The 18,509-nt window shown below is 63.1% G+C and carries 15 protein-coding genes; 8 read left to right on the top strand and 7 right to left on the bottom strand.

Features of this window, described 5'->3' with window-relative positions; genetic code table 11:
* Positions 1-238: 238 nt before the first annotated feature.
* Positions 239-2,737 (bottom strand): DUF3772 domain-containing protein, encoded by a 2,499-nt coding sequence (locus NHAM_RS17490; RefSeq protein ID WP_011511789.1) that lies wholly within the window; start codon positions 2,735-2,737, stop codon positions 239-241.
* Positions 2,738-3,212: 475 nt separating this feature from the next.
* Here NHAM_RS17490 and NHAM_RS17485 point away from each other — a divergent pair, with 475 nt between their 5' ends.
* The 3 genes from NHAM_RS17485 (at position 3,213) to NHAM_RS17475 (ending at position 6,416) form a co-directional block, all read left to right on the top strand.
* On the top strand, positions 3,213-4,442 hold the full coding sequence (locus NHAM_RS17485) for an acyl-CoA dehydrogenase family protein (RefSeq protein WP_011511788.1): 1,230 nt from the start codon (positions 3,213-3,215) through the stop codon (positions 4,440-4,442).
* Between the two features lie 9 nt (positions 4,443-4,451).
* A complete protein-coding gene (locus NHAM_RS17480) occupies positions 4,452-4,994 on the top strand; it encodes a flavin reductase family protein (RefSeq protein ID WP_011511787.1) in 543 nt (180 codons plus the stop codon).
* A gap of 201 nt (positions 4,995-5,195) precedes the next feature.
* Complete coding sequence (locus NHAM_RS17475) at positions 5,196-6,416, top strand: citrate transporter (RefSeq protein ID WP_011511786.1); 1,221 nt, start codon at positions 5,196-5,198, stop codon at positions 6,414-6,416.
* A gap of 17 nt (positions 6,417-6,433) precedes the next feature.
* On the opposite strand, the gene pncB is transcribed toward NHAM_RS17475, so the two are convergent.
* Entirely contained in the window at positions 6,434-7,738 is a 1,305-nt protein-coding gene (pncB, locus tag NHAM_RS17470) for a nicotinate phosphoribosyltransferase (protein ID WP_011511785.1), read from the bottom strand.
* A gap of 170 nt (positions 7,739-7,908) precedes the next feature.
* Between pncB and NHAM_RS17465 the strand changes: the two genes are divergently transcribed.
* The 4 genes from NHAM_RS17465 (at position 7,909) to NHAM_RS17450 (ending at position 11,319) form a co-directional block, all read left to right on the top strand.
* Entirely contained in the window at positions 7,909-8,520 is a 612-nt protein-coding gene (locus NHAM_RS17465) for a LemA family protein (RefSeq protein ID WP_011511784.1), read from the top strand.
* 21 nt (positions 8,521-8,541) lie between these two features.
* Positions 8,542-9,408, top strand: a complete 867-nt coding sequence (locus NHAM_RS17460; protein WP_011511783.1) for a TPM domain-containing protein — start codon at positions 8,542-8,544, stop codon at positions 9,406-9,408.
* A 2-nt stretch (positions 9,409-9,410) separates the two neighbouring features.
* Entirely contained in the window at positions 9,411-9,908 is a 498-nt protein-coding gene (locus NHAM_RS17455) for a TPM domain-containing protein (RefSeq protein ID WP_011511782.1), read from the top strand.
* Positions 9,909-10,209: 301 nt separating this feature from the next.
* Entirely contained in the window at positions 10,210-11,319 is a 1,110-nt protein-coding gene (locus NHAM_RS17450) for a hypothetical protein (RefSeq protein WP_041358311.1), read from the top strand.
* Positions 11,320-11,514: 195 nt separating this feature from the next.
* Here the strand turns inward: NHAM_RS17450 and putA are convergent, their stop codons facing one another.
* Complete coding sequence (gene putA / locus NHAM_RS17445; RefSeq protein ID WP_041359221.1) at positions 11,515-14,523, bottom strand: bifunctional proline dehydrogenase/L-glutamate gamma-semialdehyde dehydrogenase PutA; 3,009 nt, start codon at positions 14,521-14,523, stop codon at positions 11,515-11,517.
* 251 nt (positions 14,524-14,774) lie between these two features.
* Here putA and NHAM_RS17440 point away from each other — a divergent pair, with 251 nt between their 5' ends.
* Positions 14,775-15,368 (top strand): hypothetical protein, encoded by a 594-nt coding sequence (locus NHAM_RS17440; protein ID WP_049769367.1) that lies wholly within the window; start codon positions 14,775-14,777, stop codon positions 15,366-15,368.
* 216 nt (positions 15,369-15,584) lie between these two features.
* Here the strand turns inward: NHAM_RS17440 and NHAM_RS17435 are convergent, their stop codons facing one another.
* The 4 genes from NHAM_RS17435 to NHAM_RS25205 form a co-directional block, all read right to left on the bottom strand.
* Positions 15,585-15,785, bottom strand: coding sequence for a cold-shock protein (locus NHAM_RS17435; protein ID WP_011511778.1), 201 nt, complete (start codon positions 15,783-15,785; stop codon positions 15,585-15,587).
* Positions 15,786-16,214: 429 nt separating this feature from the next.
* On the bottom strand, positions 16,215-16,547 hold the full coding sequence (locus tag NHAM_RS17430) for a sulfite:cytochrome C oxidoreductase subunit B (protein WP_011511777.1): 333 nt from the start codon (positions 16,545-16,547) through the stop codon (positions 16,215-16,217).
* A gap of 11 nt (positions 16,548-16,558) precedes the next feature.
* Positions 16,559-17,767, bottom strand: a complete 1,209-nt coding sequence (locus NHAM_RS17425; protein WP_011511776.1) for a molybdopterin-dependent oxidoreductase — start codon at positions 17,765-17,767, stop codon at positions 16,559-16,561.
* Between the two features lie 232 nt (positions 17,768-17,999).
* Positions 18,000-18,251, bottom strand: coding sequence for a hypothetical protein (locus NHAM_RS25205; RefSeq protein ID WP_081435031.1), 252 nt, complete (start codon positions 18,249-18,251; stop codon positions 18,000-18,002).
* Positions 18,252-18,509 lie beyond the last annotated feature (258 nt).

Here is an 18,509-nt window from a genome sequence, read left to right as displayed (position 1 = left end):
TCAGCTTTCTTGAGCGCGGTCGGTTTGAATCCGACCCGCGGAGCGGTTCGCCAGAAAGGCGGCTCTTCCTTGCGGTTCTCCTCAACAACGCGCGCGGCCGTGGATACGCTGACCTGTTCGGAGGAGAGTTGGCGGCGTTCGCCCACGATCATTTTGCCGTGATTGGGGAGCGATCCGGGCGCGAGAAGTTCGACCGTGCCGTCAGCTTCGCCCTTGGATGCGGGTGCCGAATCCGGCGCTATGATGGGCTGGAGCGTTCGGGGCGGACCAGTTCGCGCACCAGAGCTTCGATGCGATCGAGATCCCGTACATGCAGGTCCCGTTGAGGGTTTGGAAGGTCGATTCCCTCCTTGCGGAAGCGTTTGAGGATCTCGAGCCTGACCTCATTGGCGGCTCCGGCGTCGATGCCGATATGCGCGACGTGAAAGAACACCATGAACTCCAGCCCGTCGGCGGCGAAATTGCCGAGAATGGCAAACGGCTCGGGTGACTTCAGCGCGCGTGGATGGTGCGCGACGATATCGAGCAGGATTTCGATGACCTTGTCCGGGTCTGCATCACCGGAGGTGCCGACCGTCACCGACAGACGGGCCGAATAGCTGCCATGCATCCAGTTGACGACCTGTCCGCTGATCAGTTCCGCGTTTGGCACGATCACCGAGAGGTTGTCGTAGGTCGCGATCTCGGTGGCGCGCACGTTGATGCGTTTGACGACGCCCATGCGGCTGCCGACCTCGATGCGATCCCCGACCTTGATCGGGCGCTCCACGAGGAGAATCAGACCGGAAACGAAGTTGTTGATGATGGATTGCAGTCCGAAGCCGATGCCGACCGACAGCGCACCGGCGACGATGGCGACGTTTTGCAGGTTGAGACCGACATACGACAGCGCGATCAGGGTGGCGAGAATGACGCCCGCATAACCCGCGCCGGTGCCGATCGAACTGCGAACGCCGACATCGAGATTGGTTTCCGGCAGGAAACGCTCCTCGAGCCAGCGCTTGAGCGCGCGCGTGGCCATGACCCCGATGATGAGAACCGCAACCGCGCCGAGAATCGCGGACGGCGAAATGGTGATATTGCCGATCTGAAAGCTGAAGAATGCCGAAGACATCGACGTGACGACGTCGTCGGAACGGATCCCCCAGGTCGTGAGCACGACGAAGGCCGTCAGCCCTATCAGGGACAGTTGGATGAGGCCGCCGAGCACCGCGGCGATCTGCCGGACCGCGCCGCTCCCGAGGCCCGCGGTTTGCCGCAGAAAGCGGCCGATCGCGCCATGAAAGGCAAATGTCGTATTGATGAGAACCGCGGCGAACCGGCTCAGCAGCACGAAGCTCATAAGCGCGGTGATCACCACGCCCATTTCAATCGTAACAAACCGGGCAAACGCGACGTATCCCCCGAGCGGCGCGAGAACGGCGGCCGTAGCCATCACCCAGCCAACCGGAATCAGCAGGCGCCACGCGGACTTTTTCGCGGAGGAAGCAGCGGGGGTTTCGTCGTCGGCTTCAGTGGCGGCCGCAACGCGCAGCGCGCCCATATAAAGCAGCGCCTTCACGACCGCAACGATGCCCTGACTTGCAATCGAAAGTTCGACGGGCGCCCCGATCGCGAGGTTTGTGGCGTCCACAACCACGCCGACCGCGATGATTATGGCGAGCAGGACCGAGAAGGAGATCATGCCGTCGGCCGCAGCATTGTCCAGTTCGATCAAACGCCACGTCGGCCGACTGGGCGCGAGGACCGCAATGGTCAGGCGGACAAAGAAGAAGCCGAAGGTGATGCCCAGGAACAAGGCCCGAATGATGGGGCTCACGTCGTCGGGTAGAACCCCGAGCATTATGAGCGCCTGGTAGAGCACGAGCAGCGCGACGGCCGTGAGCGCGGTGTCCGCAAGGACGATGACGGCGGCGGAGCCGGTCTTCCGCAGCGGGCTGGGATTGGCAATCTCGGGGTCGCGTTTTGTCCAGCGCGACCACCAGCGCCGGCCCGGTGACAGGAAGAAGCCGAGCACCACGATGGCTGCGATAACGAAGCCGGAGGCGGCGCGAAGCGGTTGTGATGCCAGCACCCGCCCCCACTTGGAGAGGAGCTCGACCAGGTGGCCGGCGGCAATCGGCACGGCGGATGCGGCCGTGATCCAGAAAGCGGGACTGACCAGGCTTGGAGAGCGTTGCAGCACGGAATCGTTGAAGATCGCGCGCCGCCGATCGGAGATCGCGTCGATTGTTTGCTGGGCCCGCACGTTGATGAGCTTGGCCTGCTGAACGATGCCCTGGCGGGCGGCAACTTCAGCCACCAGTTTGGCGCGCTCGAGCTTCACGTCGTCCGGCGGCGGAGCGGTCGCTTCGGGACTTGGCGCGAGTTCGGCAGCCCGCGCGGTCGCCGCTTCGAGCGGAGGCGTCATTCCCGATATCAGCTCGCGCGCTTGGCTCTGCGCCGCTGCGGCCCGATCCCGGAGATCGTTCAAAATGACATCGTCGATGGCGCGGGCGCGCAGCGCCGACTCGACCTGATCGAGCGTCTGCTTCCAGCCGTCGAGTTTCGACTGTGCTTGAGGAAACTGCGGCGCCGGAACCGACGGCAGATCTTCAGCCGGCGCGGCCGCCGCAGGTGCGGCAGCCGGGCTTGCCGGTTTGGCACTCCCGGCATTACCGGGTGCAGGCGTCGCGGCGTGCAACGGCATCCATGATAAAAAGGCGATGAAGAAAATTGCCGCGCGGATTGTCTTCATGACTCTCTTGCCTATCGAAACAGTGCAGGAATTGACGATGCAGCCTTCCGGAACGGAAATGGCGAAGCCGGCCGTGACGGTTTCCGCCGCTGGTCCGCTATGCGATGCGCGTGAGGGCGGAAATCCGCCTATCGTAGGATTTCAGTTTAGCCGCTTCGATAATCGCAGCAAACCAGCCTCGCGGAGGCTGTTGTCGCCGGTGCCGTGCGCGGGTGTGTCATGTGTATGGCATTGATATTGCTTGTATATCTATTGATATGATGGCTGCGTGAGTCACCTCCTCGCTGCTCGAATTCAAAACCCACTAGCGACTTATATTTATTTGCGAGTGGTCCTTCGATTCTAACATTTGCAAGAAGGCTCGCTGAAACCGGATGCGAATGTTAGCATTGGGCCGTTAGATCATGCCGGGTCGGATAGGATCGGCCAGCATCGCAACGTGGTCGGTTGCTCAGTTGACTGTGAGGATTGCTAAATGGCAGGTATCGGTTGCAGCCCGCCTGCGAATCCGTCGTCAGACCCTGATCCGAACGATAACGCCTATGCCGCCATGATGGTGCGAGCCCGGGCGTTGGTGCCGGAATTGCGTGACCGGGCTGCCAGGACCGAGGAGTTGCGGCGGCTGCCGCCGGAGACCGAGGCGGATTTTCAGGCGGCCGGTTTGTTCGGGATACTGCAGCCGAAGCGGGTCGGCGGCTCTGAGTTCGACTATGTGGCTCTCGTCGACTTCGCCGAAGCGATTGCCATCGCCGACGCATCCGCGGCCTGGACGCTGGCCAACCTTGCGAGTCATCACTGGATGCTCGGCATGTTCGACAGCCGGGCGCAGGATGTGGTCTGGACCAGGGGCGCGAACGCATTGACCGCGTCGTCTTTCGTGTTTCCTGCCGGCCGTGCCAGGAAGGTCGAGGACGGGTACCGCTTGCAAGGCCGCTGGCCGTTTTCGTCCGGGGTGGATTGCTGCGCGTGGAACATGCTCGCCGGGATCGTTTCAACCGATGATGAAGCCGACGGCATCGAGTACAGGATTTTTCTGCTTCCCCGCAAAGATTACCGGATCATCGACATGTGGAAGGCCGCCGGCTTGAAAGGAACGGGCTCGAACGACGTCGCGGTCGACGATGTCTTCGTCGACAGTTGGATGACGCTGTCGGTGGCGGACATCGCCGGCGGTCCGTCGCCCGGGAGTGTTGTGAATCCGAACCCCCTTTATGCCCTGCCGGTCTTTGCGCTGTTTCCCTTCGTGCTGTCCGGTGTGGCGCTCGGTAACGCCCGGGGCTGCCTCGATGACTACATCGAGGTCGCACACCACCGCGCAACCACCTATGGCGCCAAGCTCGGCGATCTTCAGTCCACGCAGATCAAGATTGCCGAAGCGTCCGCAAAGATCGACGCCGCGCGCCTCATCATGCGCTCGACCTGCATCAAGGCGATGCGTGATGCGCGGCGCGGGCTTGTCCCCGACATGGCGGTCAAAACCGGATGGCGGCGCGATGGCGCCTATGCGGTGAACCTGTGTACCGAGGCGGTGTCGTTGCTGTTTGCAGCGAGCGGGGCGCGCGGGTTGTTTTCCGGCGCGCCGCTGCAACGGCAATTCCGCGATGCGAACGCGATCAATTCCCATATCGCGTTCAGCTTCGATGCGGCGGGCACGGATTACGGCCGGGTCGCCCTCGGCCTGCCGTCTCAAAATCTGACGCTGTGAGGTCGTCAGATGACAGACGATTCTGAATTCCCCGGCGCGCCGGATCCTGCCAATGAACTGGCGAGCGGCCAGTCGTCCCTCGATCCGCGCGACTTCCGCAATGCACTGGGAACCTATGCGACCGGCGTCACCATCATCACGGCTGCCGACGATGCCGGAAAGGCATACGGGCTGACGTGCAACTCGTTCGCCTCGGTCTCGCTCAATCCGCCGCTGGTGCTCTGGAGTCTGGTGGTCTATTCCCGGAACATGAGCGTATTCCAGAACGCCAGCCACTTCGCGGTCAACGTACTCGGTGCTTCACAGCAGGCGCTGGCGGTCAGATTTGCGACGTCGTCGCGCCGCAAGTTCGAAGGGGTCGATTGGACGCCGGGTCTCGGCGGCATTCCGCTGCTGTCGGGCAGCGTTGCGAATTTTCAATGCCGAACCGTCGATCGCTATTACGGCGGAGACCACGTCATCTTCCTCGGCGCCGTAGAGGCCTATAGCTACAACCGGGACGAAGCGCTGTTGTTTGCCCGCGGCAAATACGGCCGCTTCGTCGGCGAATGACGGCCCGCCGGCTCGGTGGCGGCAACCGCCGGACTCGTTACCCATCGAGGTCTCGGGTCGGCATGGGATCATATGCCGCACGGTCCGAGGCGAACACCGATCGAATGTCGTTGCGATAGCGATCCGTCTTCACTTTCCTTCGGCCCGGTGTGAGTCCGTCGTCAGGTCTGTATCCTGACGGTTTGAATATTTGGGAGCACGATGGCCGATCCGATTCTGATTCTTGGAATTCCCCTCGATTTCATCCTCTTTGGGTTTATCCTGTTCGGCATTGCGCTGTTTCACCGGCATACGCTCGCGATCGCTTTGATCGGTCTTGCCGTGATCATCAGTTACAAGATCGGCTTTACCGGATTCAAATTCGGCATGGGAGTGGCCGGTCTTGGCCATCACATGGAGCACGAGTGGGTCACGCTGGCCAACCTGTTCCTGCTGCTGATGGGATTTGCTCTGCTGTCGCGACACTTCGAGGAGAGCCGGATTCCGGATGAGGTGCCGGCCCTGTTGCCCGATGACTGGAAAGGCGGTGCCGTCCTTCTCGTCATCGTTTTCGTGCTGTCGAGCTTCCTCGATAATATCGCGGGAGCGCTGATCGGCGGCACGGTGGCGCGCCACGTGTTTCGGGGCAAGGTGCACATCGGTTACCTGGCCGCGATCGTCGCAGCCTCCAATGCCGGCGGCGCCGGAAGCGTGGTCGGCGATACGACGACGACGATGATGTGGATTGACGGTATCAGCCCGCTCAGTGTCCTCGAAGCCTATGTCGCGGCCATCGTCGCGCTCGTGATTTTCGCGGTTCCGGCGGCGATGCGGCAGCATCGCTTGTCGCCGGTGGTGAAGAACGCCACGAGCGGCCTGCGTGTGGACGGCGCGAGGGTCTTCATCGTCGCGGCCATTCTGATTGCGGCGCTGGTTGCAAACGTGACCGCGAACCTGAAATTCCCGGCGCTGCTCGATACGCTCCCCGTGCTCGGGCTCGCCGTCTGGGCGGCGATTTTGCTGACGGCGTTCTTGCGTGCGCCGGATTGGAAGGTCATGCCCGAGACTTTCAAGGGTACGATCTTTCTTCTGGCGCTGGTGACCGCCGCCTCCATGATGCCGGTGGAAAAACTGCCGGCGGCGTCGTGGCCCACGGCGCTCGGCCTCGGCTTCGTTTCGTCGGTGTTCGACAACATCCCGCTCACCGCGCTGGCACTCAAGCAGGGTGGCTATGACTGGGGATTTCTCGCTTACGCCGTCGGCTTCGGTGGCTCGATGGTCTGGTTCGGCTCTTCCGCGGGCGTGGCGCTGTCGAACATGTACCCCGAGGCGAAATCGGTGGGATCCTGGGTCAGGAACGGTTGGCCCATCGCGGTCGCCTACGTCGTCGGTTTTTTCGTGATGCTGGCCGTCGTCGGCTGGCATCCCGACGCGCCCCATTGAAGGGCGCCATCATCGGTTCAGACGTGAACGGGAGCGCGGACGCGGCCGGCGCTTCCGAACACGCGCAGGTAGCGTTCGATCTCCGAGGGCTCGCCGGTCGCCTTCTCGGGATTATCCGACAGTTTCACGGCAGGACGGCCGTTGACCGACGTCACCTTGCAGACGATCGAGATCGGATCGAGGTCGACGGTGCCGTCGGGCGAACATCCCACGAAGTCGTTGGTCAGGTTGGTGCCCCAGCCGAAACTGACCCGCACGCGGCCAGCAAAGTGATGATACGTCTCCTCGATCGAATCGACGTCCATGCCGTCGGAAAACACCAGCAGCTTCTCCCGGGGATCGCGGCTCTTCTGCTTCCACCACTTGATGATTTCCTCGCCCGCCGCGATCGGCGGCAGGCTGTCGGGACGAAATCCGGTCCAGTCCGCCACCCACTCCGGCGCGTCCCGCAGAAAGGCCTGGGTGCCGAAGGCATCGGGCAGGGCGACCAGCAGGTTGCCCCCATAGGTGTGTCGCCATTGGTCGAGGATACGATAGGGCGCCCGGCGCAACGCGGTATCGTCGTCGGCGAGCGCAGCCGCGACCATCGGCAGTTCATGTGCGTTGGTGCCGATGGCCTCGAGGTCGTTGTCCATCGCGAGCAAAACGTTCGACGTGCCGGTGAAGGCGGGTCCCAGTCCTTCCTTGGCCGCCTCGACGCACCAACGCTGCCAGAGAAAGCCGTGACGTCGCCGCGTTCCGAAGTCCGACAGCCACAAGTCATCCAGCTTGCGCAACCGTTCGACCTTGGCCCACAGCTTTGCCTTGGCGCGCGCATAAAGCACGTCGAGGGCGAAACGGCCCTGACCCTTGGTCACCTGGCGCGACCGTAACTCGTTGAGAATGGCGAGCGCCGGAATCTCCCACATGGTGGTGTGGGTCCACGGACCGTGGAAATGCAGTTCGTACTGGCCGTCGACCTTCCGCAATTCATATTCGCCAAGCCGGAACGTCGCCAGCCAATCGATGAAGTCCGGCGAAAACATCTGGGTCTTGCCGTAGAAGGTGTTGCCCGCGAGCCAGATCAGCTCGTTCTTGCTGAAGCGGATAGAGCGGGCATGATCGAGCTGCGCGCGCAGTTCACCCTCGTCGATCGCTTCGGCGAGGCGGACGTGGCGGCTCCGATTGATGACGGAAAACGTGACGTGCTCGTTCGGATAGAATTCCCGGATCATCTGCAGCATCAGAAGCTTGTAGAAATCCGTATCGAGCAGGCTGCGCACGATGGGATCGAGGCGCCAGCCGTGGTTATAGGTTCGCGTCGCGATATCCGTAACGGTCATGCCTGAACTATAACGCAGCGGCAGGTTTGCGGACAGGCTGGTTCCCAGGAACGGGGGAATTGACAGGCCGGCGCGGCCCCGACATCTGCTACTCTTCCGGTTGCGCGGCCGAAGAGGTCGCGCGGCTTTTTCTTAAAACGCAGTCTTGATTGCCGGGCAGGAGAGATCTGATGCGAAAGTTTTTGACGGTACTGGCGGCGCTCGCCACCCTGAGCCTGACCAATTGCGGCTACAACGCCATCCAGTCGCAGGACGAGCAGATCAAGTCCGACTGGTCCGAAGTGGTCAATCAATACCAGCGCCGCGCCGACCTGGTGCCGAACCTCGTCAATTCGGTGAAGGGCTTTGCGCAACAGGAAAAGGACGTCCTGCTCGGCGTCACCAACGCGCGCGCCAAGGTCGGCAGCATCCAGGCCACGCCGGAAGTGCTCAACGATCCCGCGGCGTTCCAGAAATTCCAGGCCGCCCAGGGCGAACTCTCCAGCGCGCTGTCGCGCCTTTTGGTCGTCACCGAGAATTATCCGCAGCTCAAGTCGGATGCGCTGTTTCGCGACCTGATGAGCCAGCTCGAAGGCACCGAGAATCGCATCACCGTGGCGCGCAACCGCTACATCAAGGCGGTGCAGGACTATAACGTGACCGTCCGCTCGTTCCCCACCAACCTGACCGCCATGGCGTTGGGTTACAAGACCAAGCCGAACTTCACGGTCGACAACGAGAAGGATATTTCGACCGCGCCGAAGGTCGATTTCAATCCGGCGCCGGCCGCGCCGTCGAAGTAGCCGGCGCGGTCGGTGGCGGTAATGCGCACCCTGAAGGCGACGCTGCTGGCGCTGATGCTGTGTTGGGTCGGCGCGGCATTCGCGGATGTCGCGGTGCCGCCTTTGACCGGGCACGTGGTCGATCAGACCGCGACGCTGAGCAGCGATCAGAAGGCGTCGCTCGAACAGAAGCTGAAAGCGTTCGAGGATCGCAAGGGCAGCCAGGTCGCGGTGCTGATCGTGCCGACAACCGAGCCGGAAACCATCGAGCAGTATTCGATCCGGGTTGCCGAGCAATGGAAGATCGGCCGTAAGAAGGTCGATGACGGCGCGATCCTTCTCGTCGCCAAGGACGACCGCAAGCTGCGGATCGAGGTGGGTTACGGCCTCGAGGGCGCGCTGACTGATCTCACCTCGAAACGGATCATCGACGAAGAGATCGTGCCGAAGTTCCGAACCGGCGATTTTGCCGGCGGCATCTCCGCCGGTGTGGATCGCATGTTACGCGTGATCGACGGCGAGCCCTTGCCTGCGCCGAAACCGCAGGCGCAGTACGCGAACAATTTCAGCATCGAGGATCTCTTCAATCCGTTTGTCATCGTCGGCGTGCTTGTCCTCGGCGGGATATTCCGGGGTGTGTTCGGCCGGCTGTTCGGCTCTGTGGCGGTCGGGGGGATCGTCGGTTTGGTGGCCTGGCTGTTCATCGGATCGCTTGTCGTCTCGGGTGCCGCCGGAGTGCTTGCCTTCGTCTTCACGCTGCTCGGCGATGCGATTGTCTCGGGCGCGGGCCGGGGCGGCGGCGCCTGGATCGGCGGCGGCCGCGGAGGCGGATCGTTCTCGGGCGGCGGCGGAGGATTTAGCGGTGGCGGCGGAAGCTTTGGCGGCGGCGGCGCATCGGGGAGCTGGTAGGCATGGATATCAGGCGTATCGGCAAGCATCTGCTTGGGCATCGCTGGCGGGTGCGAAAGCATTTGCCGCCAGAGGCGATGGCCGCCATCGAACGGGCGATCCGCGCCGGCGAGACGACCCATTCGGGGCAGGTGGTGTTTGCCGTGGAAGGCGCGCTCGACGGCATTCCCCTGTTTCGCAATCAGCCGGCGCGCGAGCGGGCGCTCGACGTGTTCGCGCACCTGAAAATCTGGGATACTGCGCACAACAACGGCATCCTGATCTATTTGTTGCTCGCTGACCGCGATGTCGAGATCGTTGCCGATCGCGGCATTCACGCCAGGGTCGGCGAGGCGGTATGGAAGACCATCTGTGTCGCGATGGAGGCTGAGTTCAAGCGAGGCCGCTTCGAGGCCGGAGTCGTCGAGGGCATCGCAGCCGTCTCGCGGCAACTTGCAAAACATTTCCCGAAGCAGGGGGCCGGTCCGAACGAACTGCCGGATGCGCCGGTGGTGATTTAGGCTATAGCGTTTTCGAGCGAAGTGGATACCGGTTCGCAAAACGCGGCAAATCAAAAACACAGAGCCCCGCTTCTGATTTTATCAGAAGCGGAAAGGCTCTGGGGGCGCCACCCAAGCCTTCGTGGACGGGCCGTGCTCCAACGCGATGCCTCGCTGATATGAGGTTGGCGCTTTTGCCGTCTTGGTTAAGCCGTTTTGTGAGTCGGAAAAAATCCTAAAATTTCCGCAATGGTCCCGAAGGTAACGATTTCGCAAGCAATGAAAAGTTACCAAATGGTCAACCTTTATTGGAGGTTTTAACGTGAGCGACCATTCGTCTGATCGAACCAAGAGTGGTCCCGGTGACAAATCCGCCGGGATGGATGACATGTCGTCGAGCGCCGAATCTCCAGAACTTGCACCGGAGCAGGAATTGTCTGCGCCGCCGCCCGACGACATCAAGCTCGAGGCGCCGAAGCTGGAAATACCCCGGATCGAGCCCAAGGTTGAAGCTGAGGCTCCGAAGGCGGAAGCACCGCGGATCGAGTCCGAGGTTGAGGCTGAGGCTCCGAAGGTGGAAGCACCGCGGGTCGAGTCCAAGGTTGAGGCCGACGCTCCGAAGGCGGAGGCACCCCGGATCGAGCCTAAGGTTGAGGCTGAAGCTCCGAAGGCGGACGCTCTGCGAGAAACCGGCAAGATCATGATCGTGGCGCCGTCACGCGACCAATCATGGGATCGCGCGACCATCGATCAGGGCCCTGCGGCAGCCAGCGGTGCGCAGGCGTCGAGCCGGTTCGGCAAGCGGCGTCTCGCCGCAATTGCGGCGGTCGCGGTGTTGGCGGCGATTGCCGGTGCGATCGGCGGCTCGCTCGCGACATCCGGCCTCGGCCACGGCGTCGCCGGTGAACAGTCGTCGGCGATGGCGAGCCGCACCCAGGCCATGGAGGCCACGATCACGCGGCTGGAGTCCGAAGTTGCCACGCTGAAGACGGGCATCGATCGCTCCGCCAAGGGCGAGGCCGGTCAGTTCGCCAAGGTCAACGATCGTCTGGACAAGGTCGAAAAGGCGCATGCCGAGTCGGCGGCGAAGTTGACAAAGCTCAATGAGACGCTGGACAGGCAGCGTGTGTCCTCCTCCGCGTCGGTTGCCGCTCCGGCCGCCGCCGCGACGAACGTGACGGGGTCGATTCCAACTGTTGCCACGCCGGTGCCGCTGCCGGCGGCGAAGCCGGCAATAGCGCGTCTGCCCGCGGTCGAGGGCTGGGTATTGCGCGACGTCGCCAACGGCGGTGCGCTGATAGAAGGGCGTGGCGGTATCTACGAGGTCTATGCCGGCGATCCGGTGCCCGGGCTAGGCCGCGTCGATGCAATCCGCAAGCAGGACGGTCGCTGGGTCGTCGTCACCAGCAGAGGTCTGGTGGTCTCGCGCTGACGGCGGTTTCCGCGACCTCGTGGCGGATAAAGCGCGCCGGAACTATTTCGTCCCTCGGGATTTGACATCCTGGGCCTGATCGCACTCGGGCTCGCTTGGCCATGGCTGCTTCGCTAGAGCGAATGCGGAGGCTTCGCCACAGTCCCCGCCGCACGCAGCGTTTTTGGCAGAGCGGTTGCCCCCGGTGGCCGTTGACTACCCTTCTTCGGTCATCAATGCGGCATTACCGCCGGCGGCTGCGGTGTTCACCGTCACGGTCTGCTCGGTCGCGAAACGGGTGAGATAGTTCGGGCCGCCGGCTTTGGGCCCGGTCCCCGACAGGCCGTGACCGCCGAAGGGCTGCACGCCGACCACCGCGCCGATCATGTTGCGGTTGACGTAGACGTTTCCGACCTGGAGGCGATCGACGATCACCTCGATCGTGTCGTCGATGCGGGAGTGGATGCCGAGCGTCAGGCCGTAGCCGCTGTCGTCGATGGCTTGCAGAACCGCATCGAGGCCGGAGGCGCGATAACGCACGACGTGGAGGATCGGTCCGAACACCTCTTCGCTCAGTTGCCGCGCGTCGGCCAGTTCGAAGATATGCGGCGCGACGAAATTGCCGGACGCGGGCGCTTGTCCTGCGAAACGCACGCGACCTTCGCGCGTCATGCGCGCGATATGCGCATCGAGTTGCTGTTTGGCCTCGCGGTCGATCACCGGGCCGACATGCGTGGCGGGATCGGACGGGTCGCCGATCCTCAGTTCGCGCGCGGCGCCCGCGATCATCTCGATCATGCGGTCGGCCACGTCATCCTGCACGAACAGCAGCCGCAGCGCCGAGCAGCGTTGCCCGGCGGAGCGGAACGCCGAAGTCACGACATCGTCGGCGACCTGCTCGGGCAGCGCGGTGGCGTCGGCGATCATGGCGTTGATGCCGCCGGTCTCGGCGATCAGCGGCACGATGGGGCCGTCCTTGGCGGCGAGCGAGCGGTTGATCGACCGCGCCACTACCGTCGATCCGGTGAAGACCACGCCGGCGATATCGCGATGCGCGACAAGCGCAGCCCCGATGGGGCCATCGCCCTGGATCAGGTGAAGCGCCGTTTCCGGGATGCCGGCCTCATGCAGCAGGCGCACGGCCTCGGCCGCGATCTGCGGCGTCTGCTCGGCGGGTTTCGCGGCCACCGTATTGCCGGCCATCAGCGCCGCGGTTATCTGTCCGGTAAAGATCGCCAGCGGAAAATTCCACGGCGAGATCGCGGCAAAGACGCCGCGCCCGCGCAGCCGCAACGTGTTGCGCTCGCCGGTCGGCCCCGGCATCGGCTGCGCGTTGTCGAACAGCTTGCGGCCTTGCGCGGCGTAGTAGCGGCAGAAGTCGGCGGCTTCGCGGACCTCCGACACGGAATCATCCAGCGTCTTGCCGCCTTCCCGCTGCAGCAGCGCGATGAAATGCGCCGACCGTTGTTCCAGCAAGTCGGCTGCGCGCTCCAGGGCAGCCGCTCGCATAGCCGCCGGTGTGCGGCTCCATGACGGAAATCCGTCGCGCGCCAGAGAGACAATGCGGTCCACGTCCTCCGGCGCGCTGTGTTTCACCGTGAGGGTCAAGGTTTGTTTGGTAGCGACGTCGGCAACCAGCCGGTTCAGCGCCGCGCGCTCGCCGAATTCGATGCCACGCGAATTGACGCGCTCCGGCTGAAATAGATCGCGCGGCAGCGGAATCGTCGTATGCCCGGCATTGTCGGCATTGCCGATGATATCGGCCGGTCGGCGCAGCAGAGTGTCCGCCGGGACTCGCGGATCGGAGGCCATTGCGACGAAGGAGGAGTTGGCGCCGTTTTCGAGCAGGCGGCGCACCAGATAGGCGAGCAGGTCGCGATGACTGCCGACGGGCGCATAGGTGCGGCAGGCGATGGCCGGACGATCCTTGCCGAGCTTGGCGTAGAGGGCGTCGCCCATGCCGTGCAGGCGCTGGAATTCGTATCCGTCGTCGGCTCCGTCAGTCAGTTCGAGAAGCGTGGCGACGGTGAGGGCATTGTGGGTCGCGAATTGCGGAAAGAGGTGTGGCCGCAGTGTCAGCAGTTTTTTTGCGCAGGCGATGTAGTTCAGGTCGGTCATCGCCTTGCGGGTGAATACGGGATAGCCGTCGAGCCCGCGTTCCTGCGCGCGCTTGATCTCGGTGTCCCAGTACGCGCCCTTCACCAGACGGACCATCATCCGCCGATTGAGGTGTCGCGCGAGGTCGTCGATGTAATCGATCACCGCAGAGGCGCGCTTCTGATAGGCCTGAATGGCGAGGCCAAAGCCGCTCCAGCCGGCGAGCGAGGGATTGGCGGCGACGGCGGCGATGACGTCGAGCGACAGTTCCAGCCGATCGGCTTCCTCCGCATCGACCGTGAAGTTGAGATCGTGCGCCTTGGCGCGCGCGGCAAGATCGATGACGCGCGGCACCAGTTCCGCCATCACCCGTTGTCGGCTCACCGCCTCAAAGCGTGGATGCAGCGCCGACAGCTTGACGGAAATGCCGGGGCGGTCGGGCAGGGGCCTGTCGCCGGCGTATTGGCCAATCGCCTCGATCGCGGCGGCGTAGGACTTGAAATAACGATCCGCATCCGCGGCGGTACGCGCGCCCTCGCCGAGCATGTCGAAGGAATAGCGGGCGTGTCCCGCCGCGTGCGCGTGCGCCCGCTCGAGCGCCGCCTCGATGGTCTCGCCGAGCACGAAGTGGCCGCCCATCAGCCGCATCGCCTGCCGCGTCGCCGCCCGCACCGCCGGAACGCCGAGCCGCTTGGTGAGCCGCCCGATGGTTCCCTGCGGCGTCTCGCCCGGCTGGACGACCCGCGCCGACAACCCGAGCGCCCAGGCGGAGGCGTTGACGAGGAAGGCGCTGGATCTGGTCTCGTGATGGATGAAGTCGCCTTGCCCGAGCTTGTCTTCGATGAACCGGTCCGCGGTATCGGCATCGGGCACCCGCAGCAGCGCTTCGGCGAGCACCATCAGCGCGAGTCCTTCCCTGGTCGACAATGCAAACTCGCGCAGCATGTCCTCGACGCCGCCCAGTGGATCGTCGTTGCGTCGGATGGCGTCGATCAGGCCGCGCGCCGTGCGATCGATCCGCGCTTCCCGTTCGGGCACCGGCCGCGTCTCGGCGAGCAGGAGCGCCGCCATGGCCCGGTCGTCCGGAGCGTAGGAAGCCGAAAACGGCGGTGGAATCTGGGACGACATCGGCGATTCTCGGCCTTCCGCAAACTGCCGTTTGAGAACTGTCATGTGGATCGCACGCGCGCGACACGAATCTGAAATGCTGTTGCGGCCGTGCGACCCTTTCTCCAACCAAACAAGCTAAGCTCAATCCGGTATGGAGCCAATGGGGCGTCGGTAGCGTGAATGCACGAGGTGTGATGGCGAGCTTTCCAAATCGATGGCCTGGCTGCTCAAGCAGGCGCCGCCTGTCTCGTCTGCTTGCGGCGGGTACGATGCTGTTCATGGCGCAGGCTATGGACGGTCCTGCCGGGGCCGCTGAACTCAGCCCCGGCATCGCGCAGCTTTACACCTCCGTCTCGATCTATCCGCCGACCGCGAAATCCATGACGGTCTGCTACGGCTTCGTCTGCCGGCGCCGCGAGGGGCTCGATTTCACGTCTACCGACCGGGCTGCGCTGACGCGAATTCTGGCGGCGGGCCGTTCATCCGCTGCTGCGGAGCGTCGGGCGGTGCAAAAGGCGGTGGTCTGGTTCGATCGCCGCATGGGACCGATCCTCGGAACCAGCAAGCGTGTGGCGCGGGCCGATTTCCGCGCCGGCGATTACAAGCACAACTTCGATTGCTGGGACACGACCCGCAACGTCACCAGTTTGCTGCCGGTCCTGCAGGACTGGAGACTTTTCAAATTTCACACCGTGGGGAATCCGCATTATCGCGGCAACACGCTTGTGCTGCAGACCCCGCATAATACCGCGGTGCTGGTTGAGCGCGCCACGCATGTGGAGTGGGTCGTCGACATGTGGCCGCGCGGCTACGCGCAACTGCCCGATGTCATGACTGTCGATCAATGGGTCAAGGAAGATTGAGGGTCAAGGAAGATTGAGGCAACACACTCCCGCGCGATCGCGTCGTCACGTGGTTTGCCGATACACGTGGTTTGCCGATATTCGTCGCCGGCGGATCGAGTCTGCGCTGATGGCGTAAACCTGATTACGTCGGCGAAGCCGATGTCGTTCGCTTCGGAGTGTATCCCGCCTGTTAGGACGCGACTTTATCCGGGTCTTGAGAATCGCGTCGTCGCGTCAAACCTTGAGGTTTTCGGCCGAGGTCTTGCCGCGGTTGGCAACTTCCTCGAACTCAACCGTCTGGCCTTCATTGAGCGTTGAAAGGCCCGCTTTCTCGACGGCCGAAATATGGACGAATACATCCTTGCCGCCGCCGGCCGGCTGGATGAATCCGTAACCCTTGGTCGGGTTGAACCACTTCACAGTACCCTTAGCCATTCCCAAGTCTCCGCAGGATTGAAACAGTCGTCGGTCCCCGGAAACCGGCTTGTCCGACGGCGCGCACGATACGCGGTCTCGGCCCGGCTTGATAGATCAAACGCAAGCTCGAAATACCTCAACCAACCCCTATCTGAATACGGTACAATTTTGCCACAATTCCGGGCATTCCGGCGCTAAAGCGTTTTCGAGCGAAGCATGTCCTCGGGTTTGACCCGAGGATGGATACCGGTTCGCGTGAAGAAAGCGCGTCAAATCAAAATCATAGAGCCTCGCTTCTCATTCTATTAGAGGCGGTAAAGGCCCTAGTGGAGTGAATTTGACATTCGCGAGGACCACTAGGGTGCCAAACGCTCGTCCGCCGGTGGCGGGCGGGGGCAATCCGCCGACCGGAGATCCCGGATTTCCGGCGAACGCCGGCTCCCAACGTCAATGGGTCGCAGTCAGATAGTCGACGATCTTGCCGATGTCGGCCTCCTCGATCTGCGCGCCGTACACCTTGATCATCTTGTTCACTTCCGCCTGCCAGAAATCCTTTGTGAATTTCGGGCCGCGCGGCTGGGTCTGGACGTAGTCCGCCGAATGACAGGCCGTGCAGTTGTTCTTCACAACATCGAGATTGGGCCCCGGTTTGAACTCCGCCGCTTTATCGGGAAGCTTGTAGGCGATCGGCTTGGCGCCGGCCGTGGTCGGAGCGAAGGCGCCGATGCCCCCGGCCAGTCCGATGGCGACTGCGAGGGCGAGAAGAACTGGACGCATCATGATCTCCTCCCTCAAGCCGCCGTCACGCGGACGGTCTCGATGACGTTGCGCATGTAGCCGGCCGGATTCCACAGGGCTTCGGCCGGCTGCACCTGGCCGCCATTGCTGGTCGCGCGCACCTTCAGTTCATGCGGACCGGCGGTGAGCTTGACGGGAACCTTCCATTCGCGGAACGAGTATTTGCCGTAGTTCCGGCCGAGCCGCGCGGCCTTCCAGGTCTTGCCGCCGTCGATCGACACGGCGACCTCCTTGATTCCGGTGCCGCCATCGAACGCGATCCCCTTCAGGAGCTTGCCGCCGGTCGCGAGTTTCGCGCCATCGGCGACATTGGTGATGAAGGAGCGGACGTTGAACCTGTTGATAGGGACCGTCGCCTTCGGCGCCGTGCCCGGTTCGACGCAGGCACAGGCATTGTCCGGAATGCGATAGGCCGTCTTCATCCAGAAATTGTCATAGACGCTGTCGATGACGGTGATCTCGTTGAGGTGCTTGACCCAGTAGGTGCCGTAATATCCGGGAACGACGAGCCGGAGCGGAAAGCCGTTCAAAAACGGCAAATCCCGCTCGTTCATGAGATAGGCCAGCATCACTTCGCCGTCCCGCGAGTGGTCGATGTCGAGCGCCTTGGCGAAATCCGGCGTCTTGTCGCTGACGGGGCCGTCCATGCCGTCAAAAACCACCTGCTTCGCACCCCGCTGCACGCCGGCCTGATCGAGTACGGCCTTCAGCGGCACGCCGCGCCAGCGCGCGTTACCCATCGCGCCGTTGCCGGACTGTCCGCCGGCGACACGCGGACTGGAAAATCCACGGCTGTTGCCCGAGCACTGATTGACGGCGACGACCTCGGTCGCCTTCATCTTCCTGATGTCCTTGAGTGACAGCTTGAGCGGACGGTCGACCTTGCCCTTGATCTCGAGCGTGAACGTGGCGGGATCGATGTTGAGCGGGAGGTCGGCCAGATGATAGCGGACGAAGAAGGCGTCGTTCGGAGTAATCACGCTCTCGTTAAAGACCGAAAACGGCGTTTCGAGCTGCGGCGGCCGGCTGGTCTGGCCGATCATCATGCGCTTCTGCGGATACTTCACCAGCGGGCGCTCGCCGTTGTCGAACGGCAGGGTCACGTTGTCGAGCGCGAAGGCCTTGAAAGGGGGCAGGCTGGCGGCGGCGCCGAGCGCCAGTCCGGCGCCGACGCGTTTCAGCATCTCTCGTCTGTCGAGCATGGCTTCCTCCGAAGCTTTTTGGTCGAGGCCCGTCATCACGGGATCATCGATCCGCGAAGTCTCGCACCGCCAGCTTGCAAGTCAATCGGTGCTTTCGAGTGAGGGAGGTCGACAACATCGATGGATCGTCGCCGGACTTTTGCTCGGACGGATGATGCCGCTGCCTGCCGACGGACAAAACCCCGGCCGCTGGGCAGCCGGGGTTTTGCGATCGAGAGAACTGAAGGCCGGATCAATCGCAAACGTTGATGGTGCGCAGGCGGAAGCCGTACGGGGTCGGCACGCGCCGCACCACGTAACATCCGTCATCATAGCCGCCGACATAGGCGACGCCAAAGCGGTGGCCGTGGCCGAAGTGGCCGAAGTGGCCGAAGTGGTGGTGGTGATGCCCGCCCCAGCCATGCGCAGAAGCGGCCGAAGGGGCCAGCGCCGTCGCACCGAGGGAAGCGGCGGCAACAAGTCCAAGAGCAAGTTTACGAAACATGGTCGTTCTCCTTAAATAAAGCGCGTGATGCGCGGGGTTCAAATCGGGTTCTAGTTTCCAGTTGCGGGCTCGTGATTGGGTGTCGCTCTTGCCCGTCGCAAGTTCGTCGCTTGCTTTGAAAAGCCGGTTCGAAGAATCCGGCGGGGCTAACCGACAATTTTCTGAAGGGCCGTTCATGCAGGTGGGATTGAGCCTGTGTGTGCGTGCGCAATCTCACCCAGCACAATGCCGCCGGAAAATATGCGCGAGCCAAGCGGC

The sequence above is a fragment of the Nitrobacter hamburgensis X14 genome (genome assembly GCF_000013885.1).
Taxonomy (GTDB): domain Bacteria; phylum Pseudomonadota; class Alphaproteobacteria; order Rhizobiales; family Xanthobacteraceae; genus Nitrobacter; species Nitrobacter hamburgensis.
This window is presented reverse-complemented; position numbering and strand designations above follow the sequence as displayed.

Bases quoted from the DNA above. Each gene is read 5' to 3' on its own strand.
- NHAM_RS17490 (WP_011511789.1), bottom strand. From the start codon at position 2,737: ATGAAGACAATCCGCGCGGCAATTTTCTTCATCGCCTTTTTATCATGG.
- NHAM_RS17485 (WP_011511788.1), top strand. From the start codon at position 3,213: ATGGCAGGTATCGGTTGCAGCCCGCCTGCGAATCCGTCGTCAGACCCT.
- NHAM_RS17480 (WP_011511787.1), top strand. From the start codon at position 4,452: ATGACAGACGATTCTGAATTCCCCGGCGCGCCGGATCCTGCCAATGAA.
- NHAM_RS17475 (WP_011511786.1), top strand. From the start codon at position 5,196: ATGGCCGATCCGATTCTGATTCTTGGAATTCCCCTCGATTTCATCCTC.
- pncB (WP_011511785.1), bottom strand. From the start codon at position 7,738: ATGACCGTTACGGATATCGCGACGCGAACCTATAACCACGGCTGGCGC.
- NHAM_RS17465 (WP_011511784.1), top strand. From the start codon at position 7,909: ATGCGAAAGTTTTTGACGGTACTGGCGGCGCTCGCCACCCTGAGCCTG.
- NHAM_RS17460 (WP_011511783.1), top strand. From the start codon at position 8,542: ATGCGCACCCTGAAGGCGACGCTGCTGGCGCTGATGCTGTGTTGGGTC.
- NHAM_RS17455 (WP_011511782.1), top strand. From the start codon at position 9,411: ATGGATATCAGGCGTATCGGCAAGCATCTGCTTGGGCATCGCTGGCGG.
- putA (WP_041359221.1), bottom strand. From the start codon at position 14,523: ATGTCGTCCCAGATTCCACCGCCGTTTTCGGCTTCCTACGCTCCGGAC.
- NHAM_RS17440 (WP_049769367.1), top strand. From the start codon at position 14,775: ATGCTGTTCATGGCGCAGGCTATGGACGGTCCTGCCGGGGCCGCTGAA.
- NHAM_RS17435 (WP_011511778.1), bottom strand. From the start codon at position 15,785: ATGGCTAAGGGTACTGTGAAGTGGTTCAACCCGACCAAGGGTTACGGA.
- NHAM_RS17430 (WP_011511777.1), bottom strand. From the start codon at position 16,547: ATGATGCGTCCAGTTCTTCTCGCCCTCGCAGTCGCCATCGGACTGGCC.
- NHAM_RS17425 (WP_011511776.1), bottom strand. From the start codon at position 17,767: ATGCTCGACAGACGAGAGATGCTGAAACGCGTCGGCGCCGGACTGGCG.
- NHAM_RS25205 (WP_081435031.1), bottom strand. From the start codon at position 18,251: ATGTTTCGTAAACTTGCTCTTGGACTTGTTGCCGCCGCTTCCCTCGGT.